This window comes from Parasphingomonas puruogangriensis (genome assembly GCF_036663635.1).
Taxonomy (GTDB): domain Bacteria; phylum Pseudomonadota; class Alphaproteobacteria; order Sphingomonadales; family Sphingomonadaceae; genus Sphingomonas.
On record NZ_JAXOJI010000010.1, the window covers coordinates 1 to 19636 of the forward strand.

Genomic DNA, 19636 nt, shown 5'->3' on the forward strand with positions numbered 1-19636 from the left:
TTGGCGAAGCTCTGGAGATGGGCCTGCTTCGTCCGCAAAAATGTGAAGTCACCGTCCGAACAGGCCCTTTACGCGCTGCCAAATAGACGTCGTGCCGACACCGTGTGAAGGCCCGCCGCCGAGGCGTGCGGCAGGCTGATCGGCAAAGACGACATTGAGCATATGCTTGTTCAAGCCGTCCGGGATTGGGATTATCGCCGAGCCGGATTTTTGGACAACATCATCAATGGATACGGCCACCGTAGGCCCGCTTGCCCACACTATGAGATAGCCCGGACTCCACTCAATCTCGCCTATTCCGCGAGGTTCGGCATTGCCTGACGTCGTCAGAGTAATGGCCGATCTGACGGGGACCGCGAACTCGTCACACCACGGCTCAAGCCATACACGAAGCGTGTCCGGCCCCGGATTGCATAAACTCCATTCGTGGTCCGTAGCCGTCATCAGCGTCAGCATCCCAGATGGCGCGAATGTCCGCAACTGGGCGACAGCGGTCATTCGCCGCATGAGTCAAGCACGAGTATAAGCCCCTCCCCTGAAGGGGAGGGGCTTAAGTGCGGAGCCCCCTGCGCGCCTCATTTTTCAGCGCAAGCTCACCATAGTTCGACGGGACGGCGCCCCCCAGCCACCGTCCCGCCAGGCGCTTCGCGCGAGCGTATCGCTCAGCGCGGCGCCATCCGGATCGCACCGTCGAGACGCACGTCCTCGCCGTTGAAATAGCCGCACTCGATCATGGTGAGGGCAAGCTGCGCGAATTCGTTCGGCCGGCCGAGCCGCTTGGGGAACGGCACCGAGGCGGCGAGCGCGTCGCGCACCGGCTGCGGCGCGGCGGCCAGCAACGGCGTGTCGAAAATGCCCGGCAGGATCGTGTTGACGCGAATGCCCTCGCCCATCAGGTCGCGCGCGATCGGCAGGGTCATGCCGACCACCCCGGCCTTGGAGGCGGAATAGGCCGCCTGGCCGATCTGCCCGTCCTCCGCCGCGGCGCTGGCGGTGTTGACGATCGCGCCGCGCTCGCCCTCCGCGTCGGGCTCGAGCGTCAACATGCCGGCGGCCGATTTGGCGATGCAGCGGAACGTGCCGACCAGGTTGATCTGGATGAGCCAGTTGAACGCCTCGAGCGGGAAATGCTTGATCGAGCCGTCCTGCTTCGAGCGGCTGGCGGTCTTCACGGCAGTGCCGGTGCCGGCGCAATTGACCAGGATGCGTTCCTGGCCATGCGCCGCGCGCGCCTTGGCGAAGCCGGCATCGACGCTGTCGTCGGACGTGACATCGACCGTGCAGAAGATGCCGCCGATCTCGGCGGCCAGCGCCGCGCCCTTTTCCTCCTGCAGATCGAAGATCGCGACCTTGGCGCCCTTGGATGCCAGCAAACGCGCGGTCGCCGCGCCGAGGCCCGATGCGCCGCCCGTGACGACAGCGGCGCTAGTTGCGATATCCATTCTCTCTCCGTTCGTTGTCCCGGCGGATCGTTCGATCTCGCTACAGAACATTAGTTATGGCAATTATCGCGCATTGCCAAGCCCGCGATCTGTCGCCGCCAAACGGGCGGCCGGCAGTCCCTGGACGGCGGTCAGACGATGGGCTTTTTTTCCAGCTTCCGCGCCAGCGTGCGGCGGTGCATGCCGAGGCGCCGCGCGGTTTCCGATACGTTGAACCCGGTTTCCGCCAGCATCTCGTTGATGCGTTCCCATTCGATCGTCTTGATCGAGGTCGGCCGCGCGCCGATCGGCACGTCGGTATCGCCCACGGTCATGCCGAAGGCGCGTTCGATATCGTCGGTATTGGCGGGCTTGGCGAGATAGGAGGTCGCGCCCAATTTGATCGACTGCACCGCGGTGGCGATGCTGGCATAGCCGGTCAGCACGATGATGATCGTCTTGGCATCGTGCGCGTGCAGCGCCTCGACACAGGTCAGGCCGGAGGCTTGCGCGAGCTTGAGATCGACCACGGCATAATCCGGGGTGCGCCGGGCCAGCAACGCCGGGAGCTCGGCCGGGCCGTCGGCGAGGATCACCTCATAGTCGCGCCGCTCGAACGAGCGCTGCAGCGTGCGCGCGAACGTGGCGTCGTCCTCGACGATCAGCAGCAGCGGCTTAGCCATCCTCTTCCTCCTCGGCGAGCCGCAGCGGCGCGAGCGGCAAACGCAGCGTGACTTCCGCGCCCTTGTGCAGATTGCGCACGGCGAGCGTGCCGCCGAGCGTGCGCGCGACATTGCCGACCAGGAACAGGCCGAGCCCGCGGCCAAGCTCCGGCTTGCTGCTGTTATACGGCTTGCCCAGATTGGCGAGCTGCTCTTCGGCGAAGCCGGGGCCTTCGTCGCGCACGGTCAGCACCAGCGCGTCATCGCCGCGCGCGAGGCCGATATGGATCGCGCCGGGCGAGACTTCGGCGGCATTGTCGAGCAGGTTGAACACGGCTTGCTGCAGCACGACGTCGGACGCGATCGGCACGTCGCGGCCGAACTGGTCGGCATAGACGGCATTGCCGAAATCGCGCGCCGCGCACCAATCGGCGATCACCCGGTCGAGCAGGGTGCGCACCGTCGTCGCGGCCGATTCCTCGCCGCGCGCATCGCCCGACGAGAGCAGGATCGAGGTGACGATCGCCTTGCAGCGCTGGATCTCGGCCTGCATGTCCTCGACGTCGCGGACCAGTTCGGGATGGCGCGCGACCACCTTGTTGCGGCGCCAATCGCCCAGGATTACCGATAGCGAGGAGAGCGGCGTGCCCAGTTCGTGCGCCGCGCCCGAGGCCAGCATGCCGATGCGCACGATATGCTCCTCCTCCACCGCCTGGCGGCGGATTTCGGCGAGATTGGCGTCCTGCGCGCGCAGATTGCCGTTGATGCGCGTGACGAACATCACCAGCAGCACCGCGACCAGCGCGAAACAGGCAAACAGACCCTGGACGTGCAGCGCGAACAAGGTGTCGCCAAAACCGGGGGGCAGCACGATCGGGTGGTAAAAGGCGGTGAGCAAAGCGAAGGTCAGGCTGGTCGCGGCGACGATCGTCCAGCTCGACCAGCGATCGAGCAGCACCGATCCGAGCACCACCTGGAGCAGGAAGAGCGAGACGAAGGGATTGGTCGCGCCGCCGCTGAAATAGAGTTGTGCTGACAGGGCGAGGACATCGAGCAGCAGGCCGATAAACAGCTCGGCATTGGTGATCGGCCGGGCGCGCTTGAGCAGCCCGATACTGGCGATGTTGAGCACCACCAAGGCGGCGAGCACGCCCAGCATCGGGAGCAGCGGCAGGCGGATGTCGAACACGAAATGGGTCAGCAGGATGGTGGCGAGCTGCCCGGCCACCGCCAGCCAGCGCAACTGGACGAGCTGGGCCATATTGTCGTGGCCGGCGGCGCCCGTCTCCCCGCCACGTCCCGGCAGCGCGCGGATCATGCCGGGCGGCCGCGACGACGGAGCAGCGTGATCCAGTAATAGAAGCCGGCGGCGGTCATCAGCGCGAGCGCGAACCAGGTGACGGCATAGACCAGATGGGTGTTGGAAAAGCGGACGATGGTGAGCCCGCCGACGGGCTGGCCGGGCGCGTTGCGCGTGGCGTCGGCGTCGATGAAATAGGGGGCGACGTTGGTCAGGCGCTGGCGCTTGGCGATGGCGGCGACGTCGCGCGAATACCAGTGATCGGCTTGGGGGTCGTTGCTGCGCAGGAAGCCGCCGCCGGGTTCGGTGAGGCGCAGCAGGCCGGTGATGGTGACGGGTGTGGAGGGGGGCGGTGGTGCGCGACGTTCGGCGACGTAGCCGCGGTTGATCAGGATGGTTCGGAAGCGCTTCCCTTCCGTAATCGCTTCCCCGGCGGACGCCGGGGCCCAGTCGGGAGACGATGATGGGTTGGCGCTGCGCTTCGTTACATCCGTCTTCGCTGCTGGGCCCCGGCCTTCGCCGGGGAACCGGCCAGGAGGGAGGGCAGCATCCACCCGCAACGGCGTCATCACCCACCAGCCCGGGCCCTGCACGGTGGAGGCCTGGACGAAGCTATCCTGGCCGGAGAGGAAGGTGCCACTGGCGGTGACGCGGCGATAGGCATCTGCCGGCCCGGCCGTTGCCGGCGCACTTACTGGGGCCGCCTTCAGCCCCGCATCCACCCGCGCGATCAGATCGAGCTTCCATGCCCGCCGCTGAATTTGCCACGTGCCAAGCGCCAGCAGCCCGGCGATCGCCGCGATCCACAACACCCCCAGTGCAGCACGGGCGGCGGCGCGCATCACCCCATGCCGCCCATATCCTGCATGTTCTGCGCCGGCATCATGTTGGCGTTCATATGGTACATCACCCACAGCGACCCGGCGAGCGAGATGCCCACGATGACGATCGTGAATAGCAAGGCCATCATCGACCAGCCACCCTCGGCGCGGCGGTTCATGTGCAGGAAGAAGATCATGTGCACGACGATCTGCACCGCGGCGAAGGCCATGATGATCAGCGCCGTCGCCTGGTTCGACAACGGATTGGTCATCACCAGCCAGAACGGGATGGCGGTGAGCACGGCGGCCAGCACGAAGCCGATCCAATAGCCCTTGCGCGAACCGTGCGCTTCCTCGTCGTCGTTGGTGAGATCCTGATGCGCATGTTCAGGATGATCGTAACCATGGCTCACAGCGCTCATCGCAGCATTCCCATCAGATAAACGAAGGTGAAGACGCCGATCCAGATCACGTCGAGAAAGTGCCAGAACAGGCTGAGGCACATCAAGCGGCGGCGATTGGCAGGAATGAGACCCTTGCGCATCACCTGCACCATCAACGTAACCAGCCAGATAATGCCGAACGTGACGTGCAGCCCGTGCGTGCCGACCAGCGTGAAGAAGGACGACAGGAACGCGCTGCGCTGCGGCGTCGCGCCTTCATGGATCAGCGTCGAGAATTCGTACAGTTCGATGCCCAGGAACGCCGCGCCGAACAGCCCGGTGATCGCCAGCCAGACCAGCGTACCGCGCTGCTTGCCCTCGGTCATGTTGAGCATGGCGAAGCCATAAGTGATAGACGAGAAGAGCAGCATCGAGGTGTTGAGCGCGACCAGCGGCAGTTCGAACAATTCCTTCGGCCCCGGGCCGCCGGCATAGCTCGTGCCGAGCACGCCGTACGTCGCGAACAGCATCGCGAAGATCAGGCAATCGCTCATCAGGTAGATCCAGAAGCCGAGCATCGTGCTCGACCCCTCGGCGTGATGCGGTTCCTCGTCCGGGTGGAACAGGTCGCGATCGTATTCGGCTATCTGGGCGCTCATGCTGCCGCTCCTGCCAGCGCGGCGGTGCGCGCGTCTTCCTGCTCGATCACCTCCGCCGCCGGAATATGGTAATCGCGCTTATAGTTGAAGGTGTGGCCGATCGCGACGGCGAGGATGCCGATAAAGCTCAGGCCAGCCAGCCACCACACGTACCAGATCATGCCAACCGAGAAGGCGGTGCTCAGCGCGCCGAGGATCACGCCGGTGCCGGTGTTGCTCGGCATGTGGATGTCCTTGAAGCCGGTGGTCGGGCGCAGATAGCCGCGCGCCTTCATGTCCGCCCAGGCATCGCCGTCATGCACGATCGGCGTGAAGGCGAAGTTGTAATCCGGCGGCGGCGACGAGGTCGCCCATTCCAGCGTGCGGCCGTTCCACGGATCGCCGGTCACATCGACCAGCTTCTTGCGATCGCGGATGCTGACCGCGAACTGGATCAGCATGGCGGCGATGCCGAGCGCGACCAGGAAGGCGCCGAACGCGGCGATGATGAACCAGATCTGGTAGGACGGATCGTCGAACGTGCGCAGCCGCCGCGTCACGCCCATCAGGCCGAGCACGTAGAGCGGCACGAAGGCGAAATAGAAGCCGCTGACCCACAGCCAGAACGACACCTTGCCCCAGAACTGGTTGAGCGTGAAGCCGAACGCCTTGGGCCACCAATAATTGATCGCCGCGAAGGCACCGAACAGCACGCCACCGATGATCACATTGTGGAAATGGGCCACCAGGAACAGCGAATTGTGCAGCACGAAATCGGCCGGCGGCACGGCGAGCAGCACGCCGGTCATCCCGCCCAGCGTGAAGGTGATCATGAACGCGATCGTCCACATCATCGGCAGCTCGAAGCGGATGCGGCCGCGATACATGGTGAACAGCCAGTTGAAGATCTTGGCGCCGGTCGGGATCGAGATGATCATCGTGGTGATGCCGAAGAACGAATTGACGCTCGCGCCCGAGCCCATGGTGAAGAAGTGGTGCAGCCAGACGAGATAGGCGAGCAACGTGATGACGCAGGTCGCGTAGACCATCGAGGTATAGCCGAACAGGCGCTTGCCCGAGAAGGTCGAAGTCACTTCGCTGAACACGCCGAACATCGGCAGGATCAGGATGTAGACCTCCGGGTGACCCCAGATCCAGATCAGGTTGACGTACATCATCGGGTTGCCGCCGAGCGTGTTCGTGAAGAACGCGGTGTCGGCGTAGCGATCGAGGCTGAGCAGTGCGAGCACGGCGGTCAGCACCGGGAAGGCGGCGACGATCAGGATGTTGGTGCACAAAGCGGTCCAGCAGAAGATCGGCATCTTCATCATGCTCATGCCAGGCGCGCGCATCTTGACGATCGTGCAGATCAGATTGACGCCCGACAGCAAGGTGCCGACGCCGGCGATCTGCAGCGACCAGATGTAATAATCCACGCCCACCCCCGGGCTGAAGCCGATGCCCGAGAGCGGCGGCATGGCCAGCCAGCCGGTCTGCGCGAATTCGCCGACGAACAGGCTCATCATCACGGTGACGGCGCCGCTGGCGGTCATCCAGAAGCTGAAATTGTTGAGGAACGGAAAGGACACGTCGCGCGCGCCGATCTGCAGCGGCACGACATAGTTCATCAGCCCGGTGACGATCGGCATGGCGACGAAGAAGATCATGATCACGCCGTGCGCGGTGAACACCTGGTCGTAATGGTGTGCGTTGAGATAGCCTTCGTTGCCGAACGCCATGGCCTGCTGCGCGCGCATCATGATCGCGTCGGAAAAGCCCCGCAGCAGCATGACGATGCCCAGGATCATGTACATGATGCCGATGCGCTTGTGGTCGACCGTGGTGAACCACTCCTTCCAGAGATAGCTCCACAGCTTGAAATAGGTCAGCGCCGCCAGCAGCGCGAGGCCGCCCAAGGCGACGACGACAAACGTGCCGACCACGATCGGTTCGTGCAGCGGCAGCGATTCGAGCGTGAAGCGGCCCAGGATCGGGCTGATGGCGGGGTGGGTGGTGGTCTGCATGATCTGGCCGTTCACAGCGTGGTCGGGTTGGACGGTGAGGCATTGCTGCGCTGCTGCACGTCCTTCGGATTCTTGGTCGGTGCTTCGCCGGCGTCGCCCCCGGTCAGCGCTTCCTCCGGCTTGGCGGTGGCGGGGCTGCCCTTGCCCGGCAGATGCTTCATCGCCGCGCTATCGCCCTTGTCGTGCTGCATCATAGCAGACATGCAGGTCGTACCCGGACGCACGCACTGGTTGACCACGGCATCGAACAGGCCCGGCGCGACCGCAGCGAAGCGGATCACCGGCGTGTTCTCGCTGGGCTTTTCGAGCTTGAGGTAATTGTTGCGCGACAGGGGCAGGCTGGCCGCCTTGTTCCGCGCCACCCAGGCGGCGAAGCCGGCATTGTCGAGCGCATGGAAGCGGAAGCGCATGCCCGAGAAGCCCGCGCCGCTATAGTTGGACGAGAAGCCGGCATAATTGCCCGGCTTGTTGATCACCGCGTGGAGCTTGGTCTCCATCGACGGCATGGCATAGATCATCCCCGCCAGATCGGGCACGTAGAAGGCGTTCATCACCGACGAGGCGGTGATGCTAAAGCGGATCGGGCGATCGACCGGCGCGGCCAGTTCGTTGACCGTGGCGATGCCGTATTCGGGATAGATGAACAGCCATTTCCAATCGAGTGCCACGACCTGCACGTCGAGCGGCTTGGTGTTGGCGGGAACCGGACGGCCCTTGGCGATGCGCCCGATCGGGCGATACGGATCGAGCAGATGCGTCGCGGTCCAGGTCACTGCGCCGAGGCAGATGATGATCAGCAGCGGCGCCGCCCAGATCAGCAGCTCGAGCTGCGTCGAATGGTCCCAGTCGGGCGAATAGGTCGCTTCCTCGTTGCTAGCGCGGTAGCGCCACGCGAACAGGCAGACGAGAAAGATCACCGGCACCACGATCACCAGCATCAGCACGGTGGCGAAGATCACCAAATTGCCCTGCTGCAACGCGACATCCCCGGCCGGGTTGAGCACCACGGTGTTGCAGCCGGCGAGCAAAGCGAGGGGAGCGAGCCCCATAACGAAACCCGTCACCCCGGACTTGTTCCGGGGTCCACCCTGCGGCTTTCGACGCGTGTCCTGCTCAGCGCGCAGGGCGTGCGGCGCCGTGGTCCCCGGAACAAGTCCGGGGTGACGATCCAGTGTGGGACGATCGGGGGTGAGTCGGGTGCCAGGCATGATCGCGACCTAGCCTTTAATGCTGCACTGCGACATTGGACATTTTGTCCAATCCCCGCCGCAGGCATGGTAGGGCATAGCAGGGACCATGACCGACCCGCGCCCAGGAAACGTATGATGACCGCCCACACTGCCTCCCATGGCGCCGAACGCGACGCCCGCGCGATCAACGCACGGCATGGCGATGTTGCGCCGAGCGAGATCGCGATCGGCGTGATCATCGGCCGCACGTCGGAATTCTTCGATTTCTTCGTCTATGCCATCGCCTCGGTGCTGGTGTTCCCGGCCCTGGTCTTTCCCTATGTCGACCGGCTCACCGGCACCTTCTATTCGTTCGCGATCTTCGCGCTGGCGTTCGTCGCGCGGCCAATCGGCTCGCTCATCTTCCTGCGCATCGATGAACTGCTCGGCCGCGGCACCAAGCTGACCATCGCCTTGTTCCTGCTCGGCATCTCCACCGTGGCGGTGGCGTTCCTACCCGGCTACGAGACGATCGGCGCCTGGTCGGCGATCCTGCTGGCGCTGTTCCGCATCGGCCAGGGCGTGGCGCTCGGCGGGCAATGGGATGGTCTCGCCTCGCTGCTTGCGCTCAACGCGCCGGAAAACAAGCGCGGCTGGTATGCCATGATCCCGCAATTGGGCGCGCCGCTCGGGCTGATCGTAGCGAGCGCCTTGTTCGCTTTCTTCGTCTCGTCGCTGTCGACCGCCGATTTCCTTGATTGGGGCTGGCGCTATCCCTTCTTCGTTGCCTTTGCGATCAACGTCGTGGCGTTGTTCGCGCGGCTGCGGATGGTGACGACGCCGGACTATACCGCCTTGTTCGAGAGCAAGGAGCTCGAGCCGTCGCGCGTGATGGACACGCTGCGCAGCGATTGGCGCAACATCGTGATCGGCGCGTTCGCCCCGCTGGCGAGCTTCGCCTTGTTCCACATGGTCACGGTGTTCCCGCTATCCTGGGTGGTGCTTTTCACCAAGGAAGATGCGGCACGCTTCCTGGTGATCGAGATCATCGGCGGGATCGTCGGCACGGTCGCGGTGATCGCCTCCGGGCTGATCGCCGACCGGGTCGGGCGGCGCTTCCTGCTCGGCGCCTCGGCCGCGGGCATCGCCGTGTTCAGCGGCTTTGCGCCGCAGATGCTCAACGGCGGCGATCTCGGCGAGGTCGTGTTCATGGTCACCGGCTTCATCCTGCTCGGGCTGGCGTTCGGCCAGTCGTCGGGTGCCGTGGCGGCCAATTTCGCCAGCGCGCGGCGCTATACCGGCGCGGCGCTGACTTCGGATCTGGCGTGGCTGGTCGGCGCGGGCTTCGCGCCGCTCGTGGCGTTGGTGCTGGCGAGCGAGTTCGGGCTGCTCGCTGCGGGCGCCTATCTGCTGTCCGGCGCCCTGGGCACGCTGATCGCGCTCGGCGTGAACAAGGAATTGGGCAAGCGCATTTCGTAACGGATGGCTGCTGGGAGGTGCGCCTTCCGGCAGTGCTCCTGCGGAAGCAGGAGCCCAGGGTCACGAGCGTTGCGCTTGGTACTCTGGGCCCCTGCTTTCGCAGGGGAACGGTTGGCAATCAAACGGAGCCGGTCCCGCCATTCGCGCCAAACACGCTGCCGGTGGTGAAGCTCGTGCCCGGATCGGCCAGCGTCACGTAGAGCGAGGCCAACTCCGCCGGCTGCCCGGCGCGGCCCAGCGGGGTATCCTGTCCGAATTCCCCGAGCTTGCCCGGCAGCTGCCCGCCGGCGACCTGCAATGGCGTCCATACCGGGCCGGGTGCCACCGCGTTGACGCGGATACCCTGTTTGGCGAGCTGCTTGGCCAGCCCCTTGGTGAAGATCTCGATGGCGCCCTTGGTGGTGGCGTAATCGAGCAGTTCCTCGCCCGGGTTGAACGAGTTGACCGAGGCGGTGTTGATGATCGACGATCCCGGTTTCATCAGCGGTGCGGCCGCCTTGCTCAGCCAGAAGGTGGCATAGACGTTGGTCTTCATCGTGCGATCGAACTGTTCGGAGGTGATCTCGGCGATCGACGCCTTGGATTGCTGGTAGGCGGCGTTGTTGACGAGGATATCGAGCCTGCCCAATTCCTTGTTGGCGCGCGCGATGAGCTTTTCGCAGAACTTTTCGTCCGTGAGATCGCCGGGGATGAGCACGACCTTGCGGCCCTCGCCGCGCAGCAACTTGGCGACGTCCTGCGCATCGGGCTCTTCGGTGGGATAATAGTTGATCGCCACATCCGCGCCCTCGCGCGAAAAGGCGATCACCGCGGCGCGGCCAATGCCTGAATCACCGCCGGTGACCAGCGCCTTCATGCCCTGCAACTTGCCCGATCCGCGATAGCTCGCCTCGCCCGAATCGGGCACCGGTTTCATCTCGCGCTGCAGCGCCGGCCATTTCTGCGGCTGCTCCTTGAATGGTTCGGTGGGATATTTGGATTGCGGATCGGTCATCGTCGGACGGGCTCCCTGAGCAAGAACGGGGGCTGCGGCGAGCGCGGCGCCGGCCAGCGCGCTGCCCTTCAGGACATCGCGGCGGCTGCTATGGTCGGTCATCTGGGGTCTCCTTTGGTCTGGTGGCGGCGCACCACGGCGGCGGCGCCGAGGCCGAGCGCGGCGGCCAAGGCGATCTGTGCGGCCGGCTGGCGGGCGAGGGCGTAGAGGCTGACGGTGCGGCCGTGCTGATCGGCCGACCGTTCGCGGCCGCCGGCAATCGGGTGATCGAGATTGTGCCCCGGCGTCTTGGCCTGCTTGGGATCGGACAGGAGCGGCATCATCAGCCCGCCGAACTTGGCCAGCAGACCGGGAAAATGCGTGCCGAACAGCACCTGCGCGCGGCCGATCCCGCCGACCGTGATCGACAGTCGCGGCGTGACCGCCGCCTCGAGGATCGCGTCGGCGACCAGATCGGGGGCGTAGAGCGGCGGTGGCAGCAACGCCGCGCCTTCCTGATGGTTGGCGGCGTGGGCGGCGATCGGCGTGTCGATTCCCGCCGGCTTGATCAACGTGACGGCAATCGGTAGCCGATCGGCGTTGATCTCGATACGGAGCGACTCGATAAAGCCCTTCACCGCGTGCTTCGATGCCGCATAAGCGCCCATGATCGGCGCAGGGATGTCGCCGACGATCGAGCCGACCGTGATCAGCGCGCCGCCCTGCTCCCGCAGATGCTCGAGCGCGACGAGCGAACCGTGGACCACGCCGAAATAATTGGTCTGGAACAGTTGCTGGTGCTCGTCCTCGGGCGTGTCGACCAACTTGGCGTACAGCGCGACGCCGGCACAATTGACCCAGCTGTCGATCCGCCCGAACTGCGTCACCGTCGCCGCGGCGGCGGCACGCAGATCCTCGGTCGAGCGCACGTCGGCAACCGCGAAGCCGGCCTTCAGCCCTTCGCTGGTCAGTTGCTCGGCTGCCGCGCGCAGCGCGGTCTCGCCCCGCGCAACGAGCATCACGCTGGCGCCCTGGCGCGCCGCGGCGCGCGCCGTGACCAGGCCGATGCCGGAACTAGCGCCGGTGATCAGCATGACCTGATCGGCCAATGGCTTCAGTGTCACGGCCATCAGGCGGCGCGGCGCGGAAATGCTATCGGTATCGGCATCGGCTGGTCCTGTCGGGATGTTCACGGGCCAAACGCGCCGCCGCCCGAAATGTCGCCGCAGCGCGCCGAATATAGTCATTACGGGGGTAGTAAGGTGTTGATTTCGCTGTGCCGCACAGTGCCGTGGCCGATTGCGGAGGAAGCCGATTACCGGGCATGACGGCGCGCCGATATCGGCCTAAGGATCGCGCATGGCGATCGTCGCGCGGCTGCGCAAATTCCTGGCGGAAGAAGAATGGGCGTTCGCGCCGCATGAAGCGCCCGCCATGCCGGGGTCGCCGGGCGCCCCGGCGCATCCCGGGCGACGGAGAATCGCTTATGCGCTGATCGGCGTGCTGGTCGGGCTGACCGGCGGGTTCGGCAACGCGCTGATCGCCGCCAACACGACCTCGCTCGGCGGTGCGCTGGGGCTCGATCCGGCGCAGATCGCGTGGTTGCCGACCGTTTATGTGATGACCAATGTCAGCATCAATCTGCTGCTGATCAAGTTCCGCCAGCAATTCGGGCTGCGCCCGTTCGCGATCATCTTCCTGACGCTCTACGTGCTGTTCACCTTCGCGCATCTGTTCGTGCAGGATTTCTGGTCGGCGGTGCTGGTGCGCGCGGCCAGCGGCATGGCCGGCGCGCCGCTCAGCAGCCTGGCGCTGTATTACCTGATGCAGTCGTTCAAGCCGGAATGGCGGCTGCGCGCGGTGGTGGTGGGGATCGGCATCCCCGCTTCGGCGACGCCGCTGGCGCGGCTCTTCTCGCCCGAATTGCTCGCCATGAGCCAATGGCGCACATTGTATCTATTTGAGCTCGGGCTGGCGACGCTGAGCCTCGCCGCGGTGCTTGCCTTCCGCCTGCCGCCGACGATACGGAAAAAGGCCTTTGAGGCGCTCGATTTCGTCACCTTCCTGTTGTTCGCCGCATCGATGGCCTTGTTCGCCGCGGTGCTCGGGTTGGGGCGGATCGTGTGGTGGACGGAAAGCGCGTGGATCGGCTGGGCGTTGCTCGCCGCGATCCCGATGCTCGCCGGCGCGCTGCTGATCGAACATGGCCGCGCCAATCCGTTGCTCAACACGCGCTGGCTGGCCAGCGCCGACATCCTGCGCTTCGCGGTGGTGACGGTGATGGCGCGGATCGTGCTGTCGGAGCAAACGTTCGGCGCGGTCGGACTGCTTACCGTGCTGGGGCAGAATAACGATCAGCTGATCACCTTCTTCCTGATCATCTTCGCCGCCACCGTGGCCGGCATCGCCGCCAGTGCGGCGACGATCAATGTCGAGAAGCTGACGCATTCGGTGATGCTGGCGATCGGCCTGGTGGCCATCGCGGCTTACGCCGATTCACATGCCACCAGTCTCACCCGTGCGCCCGAACTTTATGCCACGCAGGCGGTGATCGCCTTTTCCGCCGCCTTCTTTCTCGGGCCGGCCTTGCTGTTCGGGCTGACCCGCGCGCTGCAGCAGGGCAGCGGGCATATCATCAGCTTCCTGGCCTTGTTCGGCATCGTCAATTCGATCGGCGGGCTGGCCGGATCGGCCTTGCTCGGCACCTATCAAGTGGTGCGCGAGAAGGCCAATAGCGCGGCGCTGGTCCAGGCGATCAACCCGACCGACCCGCAGGTCCAGGCGCGCTTGCAGGCCGGGGCCGGGGGCGTGGCGCGCGTAATTGGCGATCCCGCGCTGCGCACGGCGGAGGGCGGCGCGTTGCTGTCGCAGACGGTGGCGCGCGAGGCCAATGTGCTGGCGTATAACGATGTGTTTCGCCTTGTCGCCTTGCTGGCAGCGCTCACCTTCGCCTATCTCGCCTTCCTTCTGATACGCCGCACGCTCCGTGCGCGGCGAGAGGCTTGATCATGACCGATGCGCGTACCCCCGTTTCCGCCACCCCGATGAGCGACGAGAAGCTGGCCGAGCAGCAGGCGGGCGCCCCAGCCGCACCGGCCGGATCCGGTTGGGCACCCCCCGCCTTGTCGACGGCGGGGGCGGTGGTCATCGTGCTGCTCGCCCTGGCCGGGATCCTCGCCGTGCTGGCGTCGTGGCGGCTATGGCCGTTCACTTCGGCCAGTGAATCGACCGACAATGCCTATGTCCGCGGCCGCGTGACGGTGATCGCGCCGCAGGTGTCGGGCTATGTCACGCGCGTCTTGGTGCGTGATTTCGAGACGGTACGGCCGGGCCAGCCGCTGATCGTCATCGACCAGCGCATCTATGCGCAGCGCGTCGAACAGGCGCAGGCGGCGCTGTCGGCGCAGGCGGCGACGCTCGCCAACAGCCGTCAGCTGGCCGCCAGCCGCGCCGCCAGCCTGCAGGCGCAGGACGCCGCGGTGCAGAACGCCCAAGCGCAGCTGATGCGCGCGCAGGCCGATATCAACCGCGTCAACGATCTCGTCACCGATGGCTCGGTCAGCTTGCGGGAGCGTGATCAGACGCTGGCGGCGCTGCGCCAGGCGCAGGCCGGCGTGGCCCAGGCCAGGGCCGCGCGCGAGATTGCGCGGCAGGATATCCGCACCGTCCAGGTCGGGCGCGGCGGACAGCAGGCTGGCGTGTCCGGCGCGGACGCGGCGCTCAAGCTCGCCCAGATCGATCTCGCCAACACGGTAGTGCGTGCGCCCGAAGCCGGGCGGCTGAGCGAGATCGGCGTGCGCGCCGGGCAATATGTCACGGCCGGTTCGCAACTGATGTTCCTCGTCCCCGCCGACGTGTGGGTGATCGCCAATTTCAAGGAAGCGCAGACCGCGCGCATCGAGGTCGGCCAGCCGGCCAGCTTTACCGTCGATGCGCTCGGCAATGCGCGGATCCAGGGGCGGATCGAGCGCATCTCGCCCGCCACCGGCAGCGAGTTCGCGGTGCTCAAATCGGACAATGCGACGGGCAATTTCACCAAAGTGCCGCAGCGCATCGCGGTGCGCATCCGCATCACGCCGGGCCAGAAATTGGCCGCCCGGTTGCGCCCGGGCATGTCGGTCCAGGCGCGAGTCGATGCTTCCTCGTCGCCGGCAATCCGGTGAAGCGCGCCGCCTTCCTGCTTGCCGTGGCGCTGCCCGGCTGCACCTTGCCAGGCAAGCGCGCCGATGCGCCCGTGGCGGCGGCGGTCGCGCCGCCGGCCGGATGGCGCACGCAATTGCCTGGCGGTCGACCGGTGCGGGCGGATTGGTGGCAGGGCTTCGGCGACCCTGCGCTCACCGCCCTGGTCGAGCGCGCGCTGGCCAACAATATCGACATCCAGATCGCCGCCGGCCGGGTCGAGGAAGCGCGCGCGGCGGAGGCACTCGCACGGGCGCAGCTATCGCCGCAGGTCGGCGGCACCTTGCCTGAGACGCAGGGCCAGACGCTCAGCCCCTTCGGCCTGCCAAGCCGCGCGATCGGCACACAGCCGTCGCTCAGCGCGAGCTACGATCTCGATCTGTTCGGCCGCCTGCGCCTCGCCTCCCGCGCGGCGCGCGCGCAATTGCTCGCCGGTGAGGGCGCGCGCGACACGGTGCGGCTCGCCACTGCGGCCAGCGCGGCCAGCGGCTACATCACGCTGCGTGCGCTGGATCAGCGCCTGTCGATCGCCCGGGCGACGCTTGCGTCGCGCGCCGATGCGCAGCGCATCGCGCGGCGGCGCTACGAAACCGGCTATTCGTCGCGGCTCGAATATCGCCAGGCGCAGGCCGAATATAGCGCCACCGCCCAGCTCGTCCCCGCCGCCGAATTGGCGATCAGCCGGCAGGAGAATGCGCTGTCGCTGCTCACCGGCACCGTGCCCGGCGCGATCGCGCGCGGCCTGCCGCTCGACCGGCTGACCCCGCCGCCGATCCCTGATGGCCTGCCCAGCGACCTGCTGCGCCGCCGCCCCGACATCTTCCAGGCCGAGCAGACTTTGGTCGCCGCCGATCGGTCGCTCGACAGCCAGCGCGCGGCGATGCTGCCCAACCTGTCGCTGACCGGATCGGTCGGCGTGGTCTTGTCCACGGCCTTGGCCAACCCGGTCGGCCTGTTCTCGCTTGGTGCCAGCATCCTCGCGCCGGTCTTCGATGGTGGTCGCCTGCGCGCGCAAGAGCAGGGCGCGACGGCGCGGCGCGATCAGGCCGCCTTCGCCTATCGCCGCACCGCGCTCACCGCCTTCCGCGAAGTCGACGATGCGCTGGCCGGGGTGCGCCGCACCGGCGAACAGGCCGTCGATCTCGCGCAGCAGACCGAAGCGGCGCGCGGCGCGCTGCAGAATGCGTCGAACCGCTATCGTGCGGGCTATTCGGGCTATCTCGAGCAGCTCGATGCGCAGCGTAGCTTGCTCACCGCGGAACTGTCGCTGGTCCAGACGCGGACCGATCGGCTGACCAATTATGTGGCGCTGTACCAGTCGATGGGGGGTGGTTGGTCGGCGGAGGATGTGGTTGGGGCGGTGCGGGCAATTCCCTAACCGCCACCCTGGACTAGCTTGGCACCGGTAACTTCACGTTCCCCTGCGAAAGCAGGGGCCCAGGGCCACGAGCGCTGCGTGCGGTACCCTGGGCTCCTGCTTTCGCAGGAGAACGGTGGGTTTACCGTTGCTCACTCCTCGATCATCGCCCTCAGCGCTACGGAAAGCCGCTCTTCCCCGCCACCACCCACGATCCGCGCGGCAATCCCCGCCGCCTCCGCCGCCGCAATTCCAGCATCCGGGCCCAGCACGGTCAGCGCCGTTGCCCAGGCATCCGCCTCCATGGCATTGTTATGTACCACACTGACCGACACCACCCCCAGATCCGCCGGCCGTCCGGACCGCGGATCGAGGTTATGCGCCCCGCGCCGATAATCTCCCGACGTCGCCACCGCCAAGCCATGCAGCGCGACCCGCAACGGCGCCACATCCATCCCCGGTGGCGTCTCGAGATCGACCCACCACGGCTCGCCATCCGGGCGAATGCCGAACCCGGCCAGCTCCCCGCCAATCTCGACCAAGCCATGGCGCATGCCGCCGTCGCGCAACAGCTGCGCCACCGCATCGACGGCAAAGCCCTTGGCGATGCCCGACAGATCGAGCGCTACCCCACCCGGCTGACGCAACCGGCGCGCCGCAGGATCGAACGCGAGCTTCTGCCAGCCGGATGCCGCACGCGCAGCCTCGATCGCCGCCGCGTCGGGCGGCGGCATCGGTCCCGGCGGCCCAAAACCCCACAGATCGACCAGCCGCCCCACCGCCGGATCGAACGCCCCACCGGTCACTGCCGCGATGCGCAGCCCCGCGGCCATGACCTGCGCGAAATCGGGCGGTAGCACCGTCCAGCTGCCCGCCGCCGCGCGGTTGAATCGCGACAGCAGCGAGCTCGTTTCCCAATGGCTCATCTCGGCGACGATCGCGCCCAGCCGCGCGACGATCGCCGCGCGCACCGCCGCCGCGTCGAACCGTCGCCCCCCGACCAGCAGCACGCGCCACGTCGTCCCCATCGTCAGCCCCTCCAGCGTGACGATCGGCGCAGTCGGGTCGTGCTCCGCAAAGGCGCTGCCGTCGATCGCCGGCGGCAGCGCAATCCGCATGGTCAGGGCGCCATCACTTCGAGCGTGGTCGAATAGGCCATGCGCCGTTCGGTCGCGCGCGGCGTGCTGGTCTTGCTGTCGGTGGCGTTGGCGTTGAGCCAGTACATGCCGGCGGTCGGCCAAGTGACGGTGAGCAGCCCGTCGGCACCGGTAGTCAGCTCCATGCCGCCTTCCGCGTCGCGGTAGCGCTTGCCGCCGGGAATCACGCTGACCTTCAGGCCGGCGGCGGGCTTGCCGTCGATCAGGAAGCGAAATTTCGCCGCTTCGCCTGAGACCAGTTCGCTCGGGTGGGTGACGGGTGCGAACTCCAGCCCCTTGTTGGTCGGCTTGAACACCATCGTCGTCGGTTCACCGGCGGTGACATAAATCTCGTTACGGCTGAGCAACTCGGTCAGCTTCACGTCGGTCGCTCCTGCCGGGATATCGGCGACGGTCAGCGGCGGCTCGCGCATCGCGCCGGGCTGGCCACCCGCCGCGCCGGGCGCTGGACGCCCACCGCCGGGGCCGCCCACAAACTGACCCGCACCGCCACCCGCGCCGGGGCCGCCCGCGCCGGGGGGCGGACCGCGCCGGCCGCCGACGCGCTTCTCGACGCCGCCGATCTTGAAGCTGCCCGACACGCCGGACATTTCCGATCCGATCTTCCACGTGCCGGGCTTGTCGAGCTGCACATCGAACGTCGAGCGATAGCGGCCGGTGGCGCCGTTCTTCAGCTCGCCCGGGCTGCCGTCGGGCTGCCACACCTTGATCCCTTCCAGCCGACCGGGCTGGTGATCGAGGAAGAACAGATCGTTGGAGATGGCGGCGTCCACCGTTACCCAGCTGGTCGTCCCGGAAAAGGTCGTGCCCGAGGGCAATAGCCACATGCGGTGCGCCGAGAGACCGGCGGGGATCGACAGCAGAGCGGCGGCGGTGAGCAGATGGCGAGTGAAGGGAGTCATGATCTGGATCTCCTGTATCAGCGGGCGGAAAGCGTGACGGTACCGAGCTCGCCCTTGCCGGCGGCGCTGCCGCCGATCCGGGGCACGTTGAGCGGCACGGAGACGAGCTCGCGCCCGCCCGTCTCGCGCGCCGCCTCGACGTTGAGCACATAGGCGCCGGGCTTGAGATCGGCGGGCAAGGGGATGCTGTACTGGCCGGGCGCGCGCGTCGCGCCGCTCACGCCATCGGCCGGCAAGGTCAGGCTGCGGCCGCCCTTGCGCCACCAGGCGCGCAGATCGGACAGCCATTTCGTGCCCGGCTCGTTGCCGCCTTTCTTGACCTCGTACCACACGGCCAGCGTGCGCGCCGCGCCGCCGCCGGCCGGCTCGATCCACACCGCGACATAGGGGCGGTGATATTCGGCCACGCTGAGCCGCGGAATGGTCACGGTGACGGTGCCGGCCAGGGCAGGCGCGGCGATCGTGCCGGCCAGCAGCATCGAAGACGTCAGCAGTATCGGGCGCATCAGCAGGCTCCTTAGTGAATGAAGATAATGGCGATCAGCACGGGCAAGGCCAGGCCCAGCGCGACAACCGGCCAGGTCGATGGCCGGTGCCGCGCATGCAAATGCAGCAGCAGCAGCCCGGTCAGCGTGAAGAGGATGCAGGCGGCGGCGAACAGGTCGATGAACCAGAACCAGGCGGTGCCGGCATTGCGGCCCTTGTGCAGGTCGTTGAGATAGGAAATCCAGCCGCGATCGGTTGTCTCGGCAGTGATCTTGCCGCTGGTCCGGTCGATGCTCACCCAGGCATCGCCACCGGGACGCGGCAACGCGACATAGACTTCGCCGTCCGACCATTCGCCGGCATGGGCGGCCGGATCGACGCCCACCGCCTTATTGATCGCCGCGGCGACCGGCGCGGGCATTGGCGCATTGGCCGCAGGTGTCTTGGGCAGGCTGGCCAGCAGCGGCGCCGGCAGCACGGCTTCCTTATTGGCCACCACCGGCGTCGCGCCGATCGATGCGGCATGGTTGAGCGTGATGCCGGTGACCGAGAACAGCAGCATCGCGGTCAACGACACCGCCGCACTCACCCAATGCCAAGTGTGCAGTTGCTTAAGATACCAACTACGCCATTTGCGTTTCGGCTTGGGCTTCAGGGCAGGGGCGGCAGGCTGGGAAATGACGGT

18 protein-coding genes are annotated in these 19636 nt (G+C 66.7%); 4 read left to right on the forward strand and 14 right to left on the reverse strand.

The window, feature by feature from the left end; all coding sequences use genetic code 11:
* Positions 1-662: 662 nt before the first annotated feature.
* The 8 genes from U1739_RS18900 to cyoA all read right to left on the reverse strand — a co-directional run bounded on the left by U1739_RS18900 (position 663) and on the right by cyoA (position 8298).
* Positions 663-1442, reverse strand: coding sequence for an SDR family NAD(P)-dependent oxidoreductase (locus U1739_RS18900; RefSeq protein WP_332710151.1), 780 nt, complete (start codon positions 1440-1442; stop codon positions 663-665).
* A 131-nt stretch (positions 1443-1573) separates the two neighbouring features.
* Positions 1574-2104 carry a response regulator transcription factor gene (locus tag U1739_RS18905; protein ID WP_332710152.1) on the reverse strand — a complete coding sequence of 177 codons (531 nt, stop codon included), beginning with the start codon at positions 2102-2104 and terminating at the stop codon, positions 1574-1576.
* Positions 2097-3401, reverse strand: a complete 1305-nt coding sequence (locus U1739_RS18910) for an ATP-binding protein (protein ID WP_332710153.1) — start codon at positions 3399-3401, stop codon at positions 2097-2099. Before U1739_RS18910 ends, U1739_RS18905 begins: the two co-directional genes overlap by 8 nt.
* Positions 3398-4225, reverse strand: coding sequence for an SURF1 family protein (locus U1739_RS18915; RefSeq protein ID WP_332710154.1), 828 nt, complete (start codon positions 4223-4225; stop codon positions 3398-3400). Before U1739_RS18915 ends, U1739_RS18910 begins: the two co-directional genes overlap by 4 nt.
* Positions 4225-4626 (reverse strand): cytochrome o ubiquinol oxidase subunit IV, encoded by a 402-nt coding sequence (gene cyoD, locus U1739_RS18920; protein WP_332710155.1) that lies wholly within the window; start codon positions 4624-4626, stop codon positions 4225-4227. The genes U1739_RS18915 and cyoD overlap by 1 nt, the downstream gene beginning before the upstream one ends.
* Positions 4623-5246: a cytochrome o ubiquinol oxidase subunit III gene (cyoC, locus tag U1739_RS18925; RefSeq protein WP_332710156.1), complete on the reverse strand. Its 624-nt coding sequence runs from the start codon at positions 5244-5246 to the stop codon at positions 4623-4625. The genes cyoD and cyoC overlap by 4 nt, the downstream gene beginning before the upstream one ends.
* Entirely contained in the window at positions 5243-7249 is a 2007-nt protein-coding gene (gene cyoB, locus U1739_RS18930; protein WP_332710157.1) for a cytochrome o ubiquinol oxidase subunit I, read from the reverse strand. The genes cyoC and cyoB overlap by 4 nt, the downstream gene beginning before the upstream one ends.
* An 11-nt stretch (positions 7250-7260) precedes the next feature.
* The gene (cyoA, locus tag U1739_RS18935) at positions 7261-8298 is read right to left on the reverse strand and encodes a ubiquinol oxidase subunit II (RefSeq protein ID WP_332710158.1); all 1038 of its coding nucleotides are present in this window, start codon (positions 8296-8298) and stop codon (positions 7261-7263) included.
* 276 nt (positions 8299-8574) lie between these two features.
* On the opposite strand from cyoA, the gene U1739_RS18940 reads away from it, so the two are divergent.
* Complete coding sequence (locus tag U1739_RS18940) at positions 8575-9897, forward strand: MFS transporter (protein ID WP_332710159.1); 1323 nt, start codon at positions 8575-8577, stop codon at positions 9895-9897.
* A 118-nt stretch (positions 9898-10015) separates the two neighbouring features.
* Here the strand turns inward: U1739_RS18940 and U1739_RS18945 are convergent, their stop codons facing one another.
* Together U1739_RS18945 and U1739_RS18950 are read right to left on the reverse strand one after the other, a co-directional pair.
* Positions 10016-10993 carry an SDR family oxidoreductase gene (locus U1739_RS18945; RefSeq protein ID WP_332710160.1) on the reverse strand — a complete coding sequence of 326 codons (978 nt, stop codon included), beginning with the start codon at positions 10991-10993 and terminating at the stop codon, positions 10016-10018.
* Complete coding sequence (locus U1739_RS18950) at positions 10990-12063, reverse strand: SDR family oxidoreductase (RefSeq protein WP_332710161.1); 1074 nt, start codon at positions 12061-12063, stop codon at positions 10990-10992. Before U1739_RS18950 ends, U1739_RS18945 begins: the two co-directional genes overlap by 4 nt.
* 166 nt (positions 12064-12229) lie before the next feature.
* On the opposite strand from U1739_RS18950, the gene U1739_RS18955 reads away from it, so the two are divergent.
* Genes U1739_RS18955 through U1739_RS18965 form a run of 3 tightly spaced genes read left to right on the forward strand, consistent with a single transcriptional unit; the run spans position 12230 to position 16427 of the window.
* Positions 12230-13876 carry an MFS transporter gene (locus U1739_RS18955; RefSeq protein ID WP_332710162.1) on the forward strand — a complete coding sequence of 549 codons (1647 nt, stop codon included), beginning with the start codon at positions 12230-12232 and terminating at the stop codon, positions 13874-13876.
* Between the two features lie 2 nt (positions 13877-13878).
* Positions 13879-15033: an HlyD family secretion protein gene (locus U1739_RS18960; RefSeq protein ID WP_332710163.1), complete on the forward strand. Its 1155-nt coding sequence runs from the start codon at positions 13879-13881 to the stop codon at positions 15031-15033.
* Positions 15030-16427: an efflux transporter outer membrane subunit gene (locus tag U1739_RS18965; protein WP_332710164.1), complete on the forward strand. Its 1398-nt coding sequence runs from the start codon at positions 15030-15032 to the stop codon at positions 16425-16427. The genes U1739_RS18960 and U1739_RS18965 overlap by 4 nt, the downstream gene beginning before the upstream one ends.
* Before the next feature lie 131 nt (positions 16428-16558).
* Here the strand turns inward: U1739_RS18965 and U1739_RS18970 are convergent, their stop codons facing one another.
* The 4 genes from U1739_RS18970 to U1739_RS18985 are packed head-to-tail and all read right to left on the reverse strand — an operon-like array spanning position 16559 to position 19630.
* A complete protein-coding gene (locus tag U1739_RS18970; protein WP_332710165.1) occupies positions 16559-17524 on the reverse strand; it encodes an FAD:protein FMN transferase in 966 nt (321 codons plus the stop codon).
* Between the two features lie 2 nt (positions 17525-17526).
* A complete protein-coding gene (locus U1739_RS18975; RefSeq protein ID WP_332710166.1) occupies positions 17527-18465 on the reverse strand; it encodes a DUF4198 domain-containing protein in 939 nt (312 codons plus the stop codon).
* Between the two features lie 17 nt (positions 18466-18482).
* Positions 18483-18971, reverse strand: a complete 489-nt coding sequence (locus U1739_RS18980; RefSeq protein WP_332710167.1) for a DUF2271 domain-containing protein — start codon at positions 18969-18971, stop codon at positions 18483-18485.
* Between the two features lie 11 nt (positions 18972-18982).
* A complete protein-coding gene (locus U1739_RS18985) occupies positions 18983-19630 on the reverse strand; it encodes a PepSY-associated TM helix domain-containing protein (RefSeq protein WP_443025613.1) in 648 nt (215 codons plus the stop codon).
* Positions 19631-19636 lie beyond the last annotated feature (6 nt).

What these genes read in the sequence shown, in the direction of transcription:
- U1739_RS18900 (WP_332710151.1), bottom strand. Translation starts at nt 1,442, where the DNA reads ATGGATATCGCAACTAGCGCCGCTGTCGTCACGGGCGGCGCATCGGGC.
- U1739_RS18905 (WP_332710152.1), bottom strand. Translation starts at nt 2,104, where the DNA reads ATGGCTAAGCCGCTGCTGCTGATCGTCGAGGACGACGCCACGTTCGCG.
- U1739_RS18910 (WP_332710153.1), bottom strand. Translation starts at nt 3,401, where the DNA reads ATGATCCGCGCGCTGCCGGGACGTGGCGGGGAGACGGGCGCCGCCGGC.
- U1739_RS18915 (WP_332710154.1), bottom strand. Translation starts at nt 4,225, where the DNA reads ATGCGCGCCGCCGCCCGTGCTGCACTGGGGGTGTTGTGGATCGCGGCG.
- cyoD (WP_332710155.1), bottom strand. Translation starts at nt 4,626, where the DNA reads ATGAGCGCTGTGAGCCATGGTTACGATCATCCTGAACATGCGCATCAG.
- cyoC (WP_332710156.1), bottom strand. Translation starts at nt 5,246, where the DNA reads ATGAGCGCCCAGATAGCCGAATACGATCGCGACCTGTTCCACCCGGAC.
- cyoB (WP_332710157.1), bottom strand. Translation starts at nt 7,249, where the DNA reads ATGCAGACCACCACCCACCCCGCCATCAGCCCGATCCTGGGCCGCTTC.
- cyoA (WP_332710158.1), bottom strand. Translation starts at nt 8,298, where the DNA reads ATGGGGCTCGCTCCCCTCGCTTTGCTCGCCGGCTGCAACACCGTGGTG.
- U1739_RS18940 (WP_332710159.1), top strand. Translation starts at nt 8,575, where the DNA reads ATGACCGCCCACACTGCCTCCCATGGCGCCGAACGCGACGCCCGCGCG.
- U1739_RS18945 (WP_332710160.1), bottom strand. Translation starts at nt 10,993, where the DNA reads ATGACCGACCATAGCAGCCGCCGCGATGTCCTGAAGGGCAGCGCGCTG.
- U1739_RS18955 (WP_332710162.1), top strand. Translation starts at nt 12,230, where the DNA reads ATGGCGATCGTCGCGCGGCTGCGCAAATTCCTGGCGGAAGAAGAATGG.
- U1739_RS18960 (WP_332710163.1), top strand. Translation starts at nt 13,879, where the DNA reads ATGACCGATGCGCGTACCCCCGTTTCCGCCACCCCGATGAGCGACGAG.
- U1739_RS18970 (WP_332710165.1), bottom strand. Translation starts at nt 17,524, where the DNA reads ATGCGGATTGCGCTGCCGCCGGCGATCGACGGCAGCGCCTTTGCGGAG.
- U1739_RS18975 (WP_332710166.1), bottom strand. Translation starts at nt 18,465, where the DNA reads ATGACTCCCTTCACTCGCCATCTGCTCACCGCCGCCGCTCTGCTGTCG.
- U1739_RS18980 (WP_332710167.1), bottom strand. Translation starts at nt 18,971, where the DNA reads ATGCGCCCGATACTGCTGACGTCTTCGATGCTGCTGGCCGGCACGATC.